General features: G+C 66.5%; 10 protein-coding genes. 6 read left to right on the forward strand and 4 right to left on the reverse strand.

The genetic code is table 11. The annotated features are described in order from the left end of the window. Window positions 1-33: 33 nt before the first annotated feature. From N1F91_RS17450 to N1F91_RS17460, 3 genes are all read left to right on the forward strand, one after another. The gene (locus tag N1F91_RS17450; RefSeq protein ID WP_187973342.1) at window positions 34-294 is read left to right on the forward strand and encodes an acyl carrier protein; all 261 of its coding nucleotides are present in this window, start codon (window positions 34-36) and stop codon (window positions 292-294) included. Beyond that, window positions 291-1,508, forward strand: a complete 1,218-nt coding sequence (locus N1F91_RS17455) for a beta-ketoacyl-[acyl-carrier-protein] synthase family protein (RefSeq protein ID WP_289994230.1) — start codon at window positions 291-293, stop codon at window positions 1,506-1,508. Before N1F91_RS17450 ends, N1F91_RS17455 begins: the two co-directional genes overlap by 4 nt. A 122-nt stretch (window positions 1,509-1,630) precedes the next feature. Further along, entirely contained in the window at window positions 1,631-2,335 is a 705-nt protein-coding gene (locus N1F91_RS17460; protein WP_289994231.1) for a glutathione S-transferase N-terminal domain-containing protein, read from the forward strand. Between the two features lie 30 nt (window positions 2,336-2,365). Here N1F91_RS17460 and N1F91_RS17465 read toward each other — a convergent pair whose 3' ends face one another. The 4 genes from N1F91_RS17465 to cmk form a co-directional block, all read right to left on the reverse strand. Then, on the reverse strand, window positions 2,366-4,120 hold the full coding sequence (locus N1F91_RS17465; protein WP_289994232.1) for an alpha/beta hydrolase: 1,755 nt from the start codon (window positions 4,118-4,120) through the stop codon (window positions 2,366-2,368). Window positions 4,121-4,314: 194 nt separating this feature from the next. Beyond that, the gene (locus N1F91_RS17470; protein WP_289994233.1) at window positions 4,315-4,512 is read right to left on the reverse strand and encodes a CsbD family protein; all 198 of its coding nucleotides are present in this window, start codon (window positions 4,510-4,512) and stop codon (window positions 4,315-4,317) included. Between the two features lie 199 nt (window positions 4,513-4,711). After that, window positions 4,712-6,412 carry a 30S ribosomal protein S1 gene (rpsA, locus tag N1F91_RS17475; protein ID WP_289994234.1) on the reverse strand — a complete coding sequence of 567 codons (1,701 nt, stop codon included), beginning with the start codon at window positions 6,410-6,412 and terminating at the stop codon, window positions 4,712-4,714. Between the two features lie 224 nt (window positions 6,413-6,636). Next, complete coding sequence (cmk, locus tag N1F91_RS17480) at window positions 6,637-7,281, reverse strand: (d)CMP kinase (protein WP_289994235.1); 645 nt, start codon at window positions 7,279-7,281, stop codon at window positions 6,637-6,639. A 399-nt stretch (window positions 7,282-7,680) separates the two neighbouring features. Between cmk and N1F91_RS17485 the strand changes: the two genes are divergently transcribed. The 3 genes from N1F91_RS17485 (at window position 7,681) to N1F91_RS17495 (ending at window position 12,291) form a co-directional block, all read left to right on the forward strand. Next, on the forward strand, window positions 7,681-8,652 hold the full coding sequence (locus N1F91_RS17485; RefSeq protein WP_289994236.1) for an NAD(P)H-binding protein: 972 nt from the start codon (window positions 7,681-7,683) through the stop codon (window positions 8,650-8,652). Window positions 8,653-8,770: 118 nt separating this feature from the next. Continuing rightward, complete coding sequence (locus tag N1F91_RS17490; RefSeq protein ID WP_289994237.1) at window positions 8,771-9,706, forward strand: alpha/beta hydrolase; 936 nt, start codon at window positions 8,771-8,773, stop codon at window positions 9,704-9,706. Between the two features lie 884 nt (window positions 9,707-10,590). Then, window positions 10,591-12,291 carry a hypothetical protein gene (locus N1F91_RS17495; protein WP_289994238.1) on the forward strand — a complete coding sequence of 567 codons (1,701 nt, stop codon included), beginning with the start codon at window positions 10,591-10,593 and terminating at the stop codon, window positions 12,289-12,291. Window positions 12,292-12,300 lie beyond the last annotated feature (9 nt).

A 12,300-nucleotide genomic window follows, 5' to 3' on the forward strand; every position in this document is an offset into this window, starting at 1 on the left:
TAGCATCGGGTACGAACAACGGGATGGAGCCCAATGAGTGACGATATTTCCAGCCGCATCATCGGCCGCATTGCTTCGCATGCGCAGCCCGATGCAGGCGAGATCACGCTGGACACGGAGCTTTCGGCTCTCGGCATCCATTCGCTCGAGCTGACCGAGATCATCTTCGACATCGAGGACGACTACGGCATCGAGGTCGAGATGAACACGGCCGACGCGTGGAGCAACCTGCGCAACGTCGGCGACATCGTCGAAGCGGTCCGCGGCCTGGTCGAGGCAAAAAAGACAGCATGAACAGGCCCCGTATCGTCGTCACGGGCCTTGGCGGTCTCTGCTCGCTGGGAACCGACGCCGCGTCCATATGGACGGCCATGAAGGATGGCGTGGTCGGCATCGGGCCGATCACCACCGTGCCGCTCCGTGATCTCAAGATCACGATCGGGGCCGAGATCAAGGTTCTCCCGGACCACGGGATCGACCGCCGCCAGATCACGACGATGGATCGCTTCAGCCTTCTGGCGGCCATAGCGGCGGGCGAAGCCATCCGCCAGTCTGGCATCGCCGTCACCCCGCAGAACGCCACGCGCATCGGCGCGATCGTCGGGACCGGCGTGTGCGGCTGGGAAGCGATCGAGGAGAACTACCGCGCGCTGCTGCTCGACAACAAGCCGCGCGCCGGCATCTTCACCGTGCCGCGGGTCATGCCTGGCGCCGCAGCGGGCCAGGTCTCGCTGGTGCACGGCATGCGCGGGCCGGTGTTCGGCGTCACGTCCGCCTGTTCGTCGTCCAACCACGCCTTCATCGCCGCGATGGACCAGCTTCGCTCCGGCCGCGCCGACGTCATGCTGGCCGGCGGTTCGGACGCTCCCATCATCTGGGGCGTCATGAAGGCCTGGGAATCGCTCCGCGTCCTGGCGAAGGAAGCCTGCCGGCCGTTCTCTGCCGATCGCGACGGTCTGGTGCTGGGCGAAGGCTCGGCGATCGCGGTGCTCGAGACGCTGGAACATGCGCAGGCCCGCGGCGCGACTATTCTGGCCGAACTCGCCGGCGGCGGCATGTCGGCCGACGCGTCCGACATCGTGTCGCCGACGGTGGATGGACAGGCCTTCGCCATCCGCTCCTGCCTCGACGATGCCGGGCTGGCGCCGCAGGACGTCGACTACATCAACGCGCACGGTACGGCGACCAAGATGAACGACGCGACGGAGACCAAGGCGCTCCAGGCCGTCTTCGGCGAGCACCTGCCGAGCATTTCGGTCTCGTCGACCAAGTCCATGCACGCGCATTGCCTCGGGGCGTCGGGTGCGCTCGAACTGATCGCCTGCGTCAACGCCGTCCGCGACGGCATCGTGCCGCCGACCATGGGCTACCGGGTTGCCGATCCCGACTGTCCCCTCGACGTCACGCCGAACGAGGCGCGCCGCCGGCCGGTCCGGGCCGCGGTCAGCAACTCCTTTGCCTTCGGCGGCACCAATGCCGTCATCGCGGTCAAGGCCTACGGCAGCTGACCGGCCGCGGCGGTGCCGGACTGTTCATCGACGGACGGTGCCGGCGTCATTGCCCCGACGCACGCCGCCGGGCATGATCGGGCGATCGAAGGCCGATTTCCCCTATCTTCCCGGAGACCAGCATGACCGACCTGTCCGCGTTCCCGATCGCACGCGCATATGCCCCGCAGCATCCCGATCGGCTGCAGCTCTATTCCTTCCCGACGCCGAACGGCATCAAGGTTTCGGCCATGCTGGAGGAGACCGGCCTCCCCTACGAGCCGCATCTCGTCAACATCATGAAGAACGAGACCTGGACGCCCGACTTCCTGGCGCTCAACCCGAACGGCAAGATTCCGGCGATCATCGATCCCGACGGCCCGGGCGGTAAGCCGCTGCCGCTGTTCGAATCGGGCGCGATCCTGGTCTACCTGGCCGAGAAGACCGGCAAGCTGATGCCGCAGGATCCCGCCGGCCGCTACGAGACCATGCAGTGGGTGTTCTTCCAGATGGGCGGCCTCGGACCGATGTTCGGGCAGCTCGGCTTCTTCTTCAAGTTCGCCGGCGCCGCCTTCGAAGACAAGCGCCCGCTCGAGCGCTATGCCGCCGAGAGCAAGCGGCTGATGGGCGTGCTCGAAACGCGGCTCGACGGCCGGACCTGGATCATGGGCGACGACTATACCATCGCCGACCTCGCGATCTTCCCGTGGGTCAACACCGTCAAGGGATTCTACCAGGCCGGCGGGATCACCGGGCTCGACACGTCGGCCAACGTCCTGGCCTGGCTCGACCGCTGCATGGCGCGCCCCGCCAGCCAGGCGGCGCAGAACATTCCGCAGCGGCCCTGAGCCGCGGGCGATCCCGGCGCCGGCAGACCGTCAGTCGCCGCCGAACAGCTTCTTCAGCGCGGCCTCGAGCCGGCCGCGCTCTTCCTTGTCGATCGTGACGGGCATGATGAAGCGGTTCATGAACAACCGAGCATCGTTTGCCGAGTTGATCGAGCCAAGCCGCAGCAGCGAGAGCGTCGACAGCAGCGCATCGCCGTCGCATTCGGCGGGCAGATACTGCCAGTAGGAACCCTGCTCGCCCTGCGCCCGCTTCATGCCGCAGCGCTTGTCGGGGGGCGCATCGCGCCAGAACAGCGACAGGATGTCGGTCAACGCCGAGGGGTTGTTGGCGTAGTAGCTGTGCTTCAGCATGTCCTCGCCGATCTCTGTCATGTCGATGCTGTCGACATCGGCGACGTGCAGGATGTTGCGCCCGCCCTGGCCGGCCCGCGGCGAATCGCCGTGCAGGCGACGCGACACCGCCAGCGCCCAGTCCTTGTTGGAGGCATAGAGCGTGATGCGGCGCGCCGTCACGCGGATTGTCTTCATCATCTCGGAGAACAGGCCGGCATCGAGATCGGGCGCGGTGAACAGGACCTGGTCGAAGGCGGGCTGCGAACCGCGGTAGCGCAGCGCGAAGAGTTCCAGCGCGTCGGTCAGGGCGCGGTTGCCCATGGAATGCGCGATCAGGTGGATCCGCTGCGCGCCCGACTTCGCCACAACGTCCTCCAGGAAGCGGCTGAGCCGGCGGCCGCTGAGGTTCACCACGGCCGTGTCGGCGATGTAGGCCAGCAGCGAGGAGCGCGACGGCCACGAATACAGGATCGGCAGGCCGTCGAAATTCATGTCGTAGGCCATCTGCGCCGTGCGTTGCGCGGCCTCGTGGAACGGCACGTTGAAGCCATGCACGAAGACGAAGGCCTCCGCCTTGCCGGTCTCGGCGACCTGTGCCCGCATCTCGACGAACACGTCCTCGTCCGTCTTCGGCGTGACCGACAGCAGCACGATGTGGCGCTCGGGATCTTCCCTGAAGTCGAAGGTCCAGATCGATGGTTTCTCGATCCGTCCGGGCTTGTGGACTTCGGGAATGCTGACGGTCGCGGTGCCGAGTTCGAGTTCGCCGCGATCACCGCCGTAGACCTTGGCTGGCAGGGTCTCCTCGGTGCGCGCGCGGTCGGTGGCGTAGTAGATCCTGACGGTCGAGTAGCTCGTGTCCGGGTCGACGTCGAAGCTGCGGCCCGTCTCCGCCAGACGGTCCGTCTCCTGCGCATGGAGATCGGCGACCGAGCGGGCGCGTTCGGCCGCGTCCGGATCGTCGATGGCGGCAAGCCTGTCGAGGAGCGGCTGCGCCGTTTCGGCAAGGCCGGCCGAGCGGACGATGGCGAGTGCACGGTCGAGGGCGTCGACAGCCTCGCCGGGGCGGCCTGCGGCGATCAGGTCACCCGCCACCGCATCCAGCACCAGGATGAGATCCGGAGCGTTCTCCCCGTCTTCGGCCGCAATCAGGTCGGCGAGTGCCAGCCGAGTCGCGGCTGCCTGCGCTGGCCGCCCGGCTTCCGTCTCGATCCGGGCCTTCTGTTCCAGCAGGTCGCTGCGGGCGCGCGGCTCGGTCTCCTGAACCAGTGCCGCAGACAGCAGAGCGATCGCGCCATCGCGGTCGCCGTCAGCCAGTCGTTCCGAAAGCGTGACGCCGAGCATGGGGTCGCTCGCATGCGCGGGCAGCGGCCAGGCGCTGGCGACGGCAAGGAACGCAGCCGCGACGCAGCGCAGCCCCTTCTCTGCAAGTCGAGTGGAAACGAAGAACATGCCGCACACCCGCATGAGAAACCGGCCTATTTTCAGTGAGCCTGACGGCAGAGACACTGCGGGTCAAGAACGTCGTGAATATGACAACCGCCCGGAGCCGCAAATCATCCAGATTTCGGCACGCCAGATAGAATAAAGGCGCGACCTCGCGGGCCGCGCCTTGGATATGCGTCACTGGAAAAGAGTCTGGAGGATCAGCTGCGGCCGAGCCACTCGTCGATTTCGCGATCGGCCTCTTCCTGGCCCTTGCCGTAACGCTCCTGGAGCCGGCCGGCGAGCTGCTTGCGGTCGCCCTCGATGACCTGCAGGTCGTCGTCGGTGAGCTTTCCCCACTGCGACTGCACCTTGCCCTTGAGCTGCTCCCAGTTGCCTTCCATCTGATTGCGGTTCATCTCGGATCTCCTTGGTTCGCAGGCGACGGGCTGTCGTCCGTTGTTCGAGGCAAACGCCGACGGCGAAGCCCGGTTCCACCGGAGGTCGAAGGGACGTTCGGATGGGTCCCAAGAAAAAACCCCGCCGGATCGCTCCGGCGGGGTCTGCCGGATCGCTCCGGCGTCATCATCATCCCGGCCCGGAGGCCGGAAGGGTTCGTCAGGAGTTGGTCTGCTTCTTCAGCGCGGCACCCAGGATGTCGCCCAGGGAAGCGCCCGAGTCGGTCGAACCGAACTGCGCCACCGCTTCCTTTTCCTCGGCGATCTCGAGCGCCTTGATGGAAACGTTGATGCGGCGGGTCTTCTTGTCGAACTGCGTCACGCGGGCATCGACCTTCTGGCCGACCGAGAAGCGCTCGGGGCGCTGCTCGTCGCGGTCGCGCGACAGGTCCGAACGGCGGATGAAGGTGTCCATGTCGTGGTCGACGAGACGCACTTCCAGGCCGCCGTCCTTGACGCCGATGACCTCGCAGGTGACGACCGCGTTCTTGCGGAGGTCGCCGGAAGCCGCGGCTTCACCGACAGCGTCGCGGCCGAGCTGCTTGATGCCCAGCGAGATGCGCTCCTTGTCGATGTCGACGTCGAGCACCTGCGCCTTGACCATGTCGCCGCGGTTGAACTCCTCGATGACCTGTTCGCCCGGACGGTTCCAGTCGAGGTCGGAGAGGTGCACCATGCCGTCGACGTCGCCCTCGAGGCCGATGAACAGACCGAACTCGGTCTTGTTCTTGACCTCGCCCTCGACCACCGAACCGGTCGGGTGGTTGCGGGCAAAGGCCTCCCACGGATTCTCGAGCGTCTGCTTGAGGCCGAGCGAGATGCGGCGCTTCTGCGGGTCCACCTCGAGCACCACGACGTCCACCTGCTGGGTGGTCGACAGGATCTTGCCTGGATGCACGTTCTTCTTGGTCCACGACATTTCCGAAACGTGGATGAGGCCCTCGATGCCCGGCTCCAGTTCGACGAACGCGCCGTAGTCGGTGATGTTGGTGACCGTGCCGGTGATCTTCTTGCCGAGCGGGAACTTGGTGCCGATCTCCGACCACGGATCCGCCTCGAGCTGCTTCATGCCGAGCGAGATGCGGTGCGTTTCCTGGTTGATGCGGATGATCTGCACCTTGACCGTCTGGCCGATGTTGAGGATCTCGGTCGGATGGTTGACGCGGCGCCAGGCCATGTCGGTGACGTGCAGCAGGCCGTCGATGCCGCCGAGGTCGACGAACGCACCGTAATCGGTGATGTTCTTGACCACGCCCTCGACCACCTGACCCTCTTCGAGGTTCTGGACGATCTCCGAACGCTGTTCTGCGCGGCTCTCTTCCAGCACGGTGCGGCGCGACACGACGATGTTGCCGCGACGGCGATCCATCTTGAGGATCTCGAAGGGCTGCGGGTTGTGCATCAGCGGGGTGACGTCGCGGATCGGGCGGATGTCGACCTGGCTGCGCGGCAGGAACGCCACGGCGCCGTCGAGATCGACCGTGAAGCCGCCCTTGACCTGGTTGAAGATGACGCCTTCGACGCGCTCGCCCTTGGAGAACTTCTCCTCGAGGCGAACCCAGCTTTCTTCGCGGCGAGCCTTCTCGCGCGACAGCATGGCCTCGCCCAGCGCGTTCTCGATGCGCTCGACATAGACCTCGACGGTGTCGCCGACCTTCATCTGGCCGTCCTTGGCCTTGGCGCCGAATTCCTTCAGCGGGACGCGGCCCTCGACCTTCAGGCCGACGTCGATGATGGCCATGTCCTTTTCGATGGCCGTGATGATGCCCTTGACGACCGAGCCCTCGGCGGAGTGGCTTTCGGAGAAGGACTCTTCGAGCAGGCTCGCGAAATCGTCACGGGATGGATTGAATTCCGACATTGGTTCTCCTGGATGCCCCGCACCTCATCTCGGACGGGGCGGCACCGGTGGTTCGTGTTTCGGTTCGCCTGGAGCCGCATTCCGCTCGTCTCGAGCGTTTGGCCGCCGCGGCGGCCGGTCCGGTGCAGTCTGAATGCGGGCAGGCGTCGTTCATCCGGAACGCAAAAGGGCGGTGGGACTTCCATTCGCTCGCGAAAGGAAAGGTCCGCCGCCGCTGCTTCCGGTCAGTTCCGTGCCGCCAGCGCCTCGTCAATGATGGCGCAGGCCGCAAGGAACGCGGCTTCTATACTCATTTGCGAGGTGTCGAGCAAGTGTGCGTCGTCGGCCGGCCTGAGCGGCGAATCCGCCCGCCCCATGTCGCGCGCGTCGCGCCGCTCGATGTCGGCGAGGATCGCCGCGTAGTCGGCCTGGCCGCCGAGCCGCAGGATCTCGCGGTGGCGCCGGCCCGCCCGCACGGCGGGGCTCGCGGTAACGTAGAGCTTCACGTCGGCGTCCGGGCACACCACAGTGCCGATGTCGCGCCCGTCGAGCACCGCCCCCGGCGGGTCCATGGCGAAGGCGCGCTGCTTGTCGACCAGGATGCGCCGCACCGGCGGGAACACGCTCACCCGTGACGCCGCCTCGCCCACAGCATGGGCCGACAGCACCGACGGGTCGAAAACCGTGAAATCCACCGCTCCCGCCGCCTCGACCGCCAGCGCCTCGTCGTCCAGCGGCTGCCCCGATGCCAGCAGCGCCTGCGCCACCGCCCGGTAGGACAGCCCGGTATCGAGATGGCGCAGCCCGTACTGCGTGGCCAGCCGGCGGGAAAGGGTGCCTTTGCCCGAGGCGGCTGGTCCGTCGACGGCGATGACGATGGGTCTGGTCATGCGCGGCGTTGAAGCGGGATTCGGGCGGGGAGGCAAGGGGGAGGGGCAAGGCAGGACCTGTGATGCGCGCTTCGACGCTCATGGTTTGCATGCGAATGGGACGTCCGGGCCGGGAAGAGACCGGCGGCCTTCGAGGCGGTCGGGATTCCCAGCCCGATCGTCGAGTTGCGCATGGCCGGGTGGTTGCGCAGAGAACTGGAACTGTCAGTCTATCCGTTCCATGATCGGGACACCAAGATTGCACCATAGGTCACGAAGATTGCCCGTACCCTCCGCCGTGCTTAAATGCCTGAGCATCTGTCCAAGGCGCGATCCTGACCAGGGGTCCTGACTCCCATGCACTCTGTTACCGCAACCGGTACGCCACCCACCCCGGGTCCCGGGCGCCGGCGGGTCTGCGTGCTGGGCGCCACGGGGACCATAGGCCGCGCCACGGTCGCCGCACTGCTCCGGCGGGGACACGAGGTGGTCTGTCTCGTCAGAGCCCGCGCGGGCGTCGGTGGATCGTTGTCCCCGGAAGACACCCTCCGGCTTCTGCAGGGCGCCGCCGTCAGGTTCGTGGACGCTGCCGATCCGGTGTCGCTGCGCCGCGACGGATTCGATGGCGAGCGGTTTGACGCCGTCATTTCGTGCATGGCCTCCCGCACCGGTGCGCCGCAGGATGCCTGGGCGGTCGATTGTCGCGCGCACATGAACGTCCTCGACGCGGCAAGGCGTTCGGGCGTCGGTCACTTCGTGCTGCTCTCCGCCATCTGCGTGCAAAGGCCGCTCCTCGCCTTCCAGCGTGCCAAGCTGGCCTTCGAGAGGGCGCTGATCACATCGGGCATGCGCTATTCGATCGTGCGGCCGACCGCCTTCTTCAAGTCGCTGTCAGGCCAGATCGAGCGTGTCCGCAACGGGCGCCCCTTTTTGATCTTCGGTGACGGCACACTGACGGCGTGCAAGCCGATCAGTGACGGCGATCTGGCCGAATACATCGCGGGCTGCCTCGACGACGAGAGCCGCTGGAACCGCATCCTGCCGATCGGCGGCCCGGGCCCTGCGATCACGCCGCGGCAGCAGGGCGAAGCGCTGTTCGAAATGCTGGGGCGCCCGGCGCGGTTTCGGTCGGTACCCCTGGTCCTGCTCGATGTCGTCGCCGGGGGGCTCGGGGCCGTCGGTCGCATCTGGCCTCCGCTGGCCGAGAAGGCCGAACTGGCCCGCATCGGCCGGTACTACGCGACGGAGTCGATGCTGGTGCTGGACGCGCGGACGGGCCTGTACGATCCCGATGCCACTCCCTCGACGGGAACCGAGACACTGTTCGACTTCTACCGCTCGGTGCTTGGCGGCGGCCGCACGCCGGAACGCGGCGACCACGCCGTCTTTTGAGAAGGCGCGGAGGCGGCGAGCGCCACTCGGTCATGCGTCCTGCTTGCGATCACCTCGCCAAACGCTAGGTTTCCTGCAAATGAACTGATGCAACGGGGTCGTGGATCTGGCCAGGAGAATGAAGAGGACGAAGATGGTTCTTGCCTGGCTGGCGGGACTGGGCGCTCTTGCGATCATCGCGTCGACCGTTCTTCTCTATGCTCCCGACAAATCCCGCGCCGTGCTGGAAGTGGCCTACCCTGGCGACTATCGCACGGTGGGAGGGGTGCGGCTGCGTTTGCGCGACACCGGTCCGCGCGACGCGCCGGCGGTGATCCTGCTGCACGGGTTCGGCGCCAGCCTCGACACCTGGGAGGCCTGGGCGCAAGCACTGTCGTCACGTTTCCGGGTGGTCCGCTTCGATCTCCCCGGCTTCGGCCTGACCGGCACCGACCCGACAGGTGACTATACCGACGCCCGGGCGATCGAGATCCTGCTCGGTCTGATGGATCAACTGGGTATCCATCGCGCCGGAATCGTCGGCAATTCCCTGGGGGGGCGCATCGCCTGGAACTTCGCCGCACGTCATCCCGACCGGGTATCGCGCCTCGTTCTTGTCTCGCCGGACGGTTTTGCCAGTCCGGGCTTCGCCTATGGCAAGGCCGCCGACGTGCCATTGATGATGCGGGCTCTGCCCTATGTCGCGCCGCGCGGCATGCTGAAAGCCAATCTGGCCGCCGCCTACGCCCGTCCGGAAGCCCTGAGCGAAATGACTGTGACGCGCTATCGCGACATGTTGCTGGCCCCGGGCGTCCGGGCGGCGATCCTGGCCCGCTTGGAACAGACGGTCCTGCGCGATCCCGGGCCGGTGCTCTCGAACATCCGCACGCCGACCCTTTTCCTGGGGGGCGAAATGGACGGGATGATTCCGATTTCGAATGCAGCCGACTACTTGCGACTGATGCCGAATGCCATCCTGGTGCGCCTCCCGGATGCTGGTCATCTTCCGTTCGAGGAGGATCCTCTTGGGTCTCTTCCACCGGTCGAGCGGTTCCTGTGCGGCGAGACCCCGTGACTTGAATCGGGGATGGCTGATCGCTGTATGGGCCGAGCGACGGCGGATCGCGTCATGCCAAACGGGGCCGACTGGCATCCCGGCCCGTTCGGATGTTCGATAGCTGCACCGCGCGACGCCGCCGGCCCCGATATCGCAATTGACCGCCTGGCGGAGCAGCAGTCTGAGGGACCGACGTCGATGCTCGGGCGCTTGCCTCCCCCGCTCACACGCTCTGCGTGATCCTCTCAAGCCGAGCCCGCCGGGTTGTGCGGCCAGCCCCTTGCCGTGCCCGACGAGGGACAGGATGGCGACGGCGTGGCCTTCGCAATCGGCAATGTACTTCGACAGGTTCCTCGAGCGGGCGCCGGTTATTTTTCTCCACTGTGTTCCGTCCGGCGTTGCTGCAGGAAAATCGATCGCTTAGCAAAAAAAGATGGCGCATACCCAAAAGTGGGTATGCGCGATTCTTCCAAATCCTTAGCGTCGATCCCGCCACAAGAAGGGACTTATTCGGCAGTCGTGCCGCGAGACGGGGTTAACTGGGGGATGCTTTTGGCTGCGGGCAGCGCCGGGCTGGCGACGACCACCATCGCAGACGCACACTGCGACACGCTTCGGTTTCCGTGTCGCCAGAAGACGCTCCCGATTTCTCGATCCGGCCTGACGCATGCATCGGTCGAGGTTCGGGGCGGGCGCTTTCGGCGGATGCGTGTCCGCCCGGTGTCCTTCACCATCGGACCCCGTGACGCATTGGGTGGACGCGGCACTCAACGGAGCCGGGATCACCGCACAGATGCGGCGCTGTCGAGCCGTCGGCCAGAGCGGGCGAAGTGATCTGCCGGAGATCGACCGTGCGAGAACGACAAGGGGCGTCAAGCGAAACGAGAAGAGGCGGAGAGACAATGGGCAGGGGGAACCTCATGACGAACCGGCCGCTCTGCGCCCCGGCCTGGGCCGCGGCACTCCTGGCATCGGCGCTCGCCTTCCAGCTTCCGGCGCACGCCCAGACCGAGGAGTTCGGACGCGCGGGAAACTTCACCGTCCTCCTGGAGCCGCACGCCCCCGGGAACTGTCGCGCGATCATGTACGACCGAAAACACCAGCCCGACTTCGGCGAGTTCTTCGCAATCGCCTTCGACGGTCGAGACTGGCAGATCTGGACCGACTACCGGATCTACCACGCGCAGACCTATTCGATCACGGTGGACGGCCGGCCTTTCGATGCGTGGTTCGAGCAGATCGAGAACGTCGGGGTGGCTTCGGTCGATCGCAACCTGATCGATGCGATTGTCGATGGCGGACGGATCAGTCTCAATCTCGACCCCGACGGACCGGACTACTCTCTGCGCGGGTCCGCGCGCGCGATCGAGATGCTGGAATCCTGCGCTCGCGGCAGCGGCCCGAGCGGCAGCGGGATCGAGAACGCCAGCGATGGCGAGACCAACGCGTACGGTGGCTATGATATCGGCGGAACCCCGGAGGCCGACGAAAGCCGGTACGGTTCGGTGCGGGGCTGGACGGTCTACAGCGCCACGATCTCCGACAACTTCGCCTACTGCGCGGGCGAGTTCGACGATCGCGGTACGCCCTGGCGGCTGGGTTGGGACGGGATGCAATGGCAGGTTGCGGTGGCCTTGGACGCCGAGCCCGACTGGAGCGGCTCTCTCGACGTCGACGGCGACAGCCTTTCGATCAGCGGTTCGGCCAAGAGTGGATGGACGCTTCTGTGGCTGGGGATGCCGGAACTCGAAAGGATTCGCGACGGCAACTTGATGATCGTCGATGTCGGCCGTGTATCGATCGACCACCGCCTGATTGGAACGGCAGCCGTCATCACCAAGATCGAGGAATGCGTACGGCGCAACGGAGGGCGCGCCCGCGCGGCGGAGGCGCCGGTGTCGTCCCGCCGGACCCATGTCGCCAACTCGGGTGGCGCGGACTGCCCGGACGACGGCCCTCGGCTTCCCTTCACCGGCATCTGCGCGGGCCGCGCCGTCAACTATCTCGGGGGCGAGGCCACCTACGGTGACTACCTCCCCGACCCGGCTTGCGAATGGGTCGTCAACGAGGTGCAGATCGTCGAAGACGCGCTGCTCTACCGGGCGCTGCGCTGCAAGGGTGTCACCGCGCAACTCGAATTCGCCGGCGGGGCGCAGTGGGCCCAGCTGATGGTCGTTCGCTCGGCGCTCGAAGCGGCTTACGGGTCGCCCGTCAGCGATCCCGAGACCCCTCTGGTCTGGTTCAGCACGATCGACCCGACCGACGTCGAACGGCAGCTCGACATGCGATCGCGCCAGGGCGCGGAGGCGGAACTGCGCGGGCGCGTCTGTGCGATCCGGAAAGCCGATCCTTCCATTTCGCCGGACGGCTACGTCTTCGACATCACGCCCGCCGACCCGCAATACGCGCAGAGCCTGGAAGAGCCGACGGGCGCGCAGTGCGGGCCGTTCAGCTATGGCGACGGCTCGGTCCGCTTCTGGCGCGTCCTGGGCGACTACGCCTTCCTGTTCGACCTCAGCGCGGACATCTACCAGGACATCGATCCGAACACCGTGACGCTGCTCAGGAAAGATGGCAGCGGCGCCTGGGCGGCTGTGGACTGAGGCATGCGT

It is taken from the genome of Aquibium sp. ELW1220 (assembly GCF_030398385.1).
Classification (GTDB): Bacteria; Pseudomonadota; Alphaproteobacteria; order Rhizobiales; family Rhizobiaceae; genus Aquibium.

Bases quoted from the DNA above. Each gene is read 5' to 3' on its own strand.
- N1F91_RS17450 (WP_187973342.1), top strand. From the start codon at position 34: ATGAGTGACGATATTTCCAGCCGCATCATCGGCCGCATTGCTTCGCAT.
- N1F91_RS17455 (WP_289994230.1), top strand. From the start codon at position 291: ATGAACAGGCCCCGTATCGTCGTCACGGGCCTTGGCGGTCTCTGCTCG.
- N1F91_RS17460 (WP_289994231.1), top strand. From the start codon at position 1,631: ATGACCGACCTGTCCGCGTTCCCGATCGCACGCGCATATGCCCCGCAG.
- N1F91_RS17465 (WP_289994232.1), bottom strand. From the start codon at position 4,120: ATGTTCTTCGTTTCCACTCGACTTGCAGAGAAGGGGCTGCGCTGCGTC.
- N1F91_RS17470 (WP_289994233.1), bottom strand. From the start codon at position 4,512: ATGAACCGCAATCAGATGGAAGGCAACTGGGAGCAGCTCAAGGGCAAG.
- rpsA (WP_289994234.1), bottom strand. From the start codon at position 6,412: ATGTCGGAATTCAATCCATCCCGTGACGATTTCGCGAGCCTGCTCGAA.
- cmk (WP_289994235.1), bottom strand. From the start codon at position 7,281: ATGACCAGACCCATCGTCATCGCCGTCGACGGACCAGCCGCCTCGGGC.
- N1F91_RS17490 (WP_289994237.1), top strand. From the start codon at position 8,771: ATGAAGAGGACGAAGATGGTTCTTGCCTGGCTGGCGGGACTGGGCGCT.
- N1F91_RS17495 (WP_289994238.1), top strand. From the start codon at position 10,591: ATGGGCAGGGGGAACCTCATGACGAACCGGCCGCTCTGCGCCCCGGCC.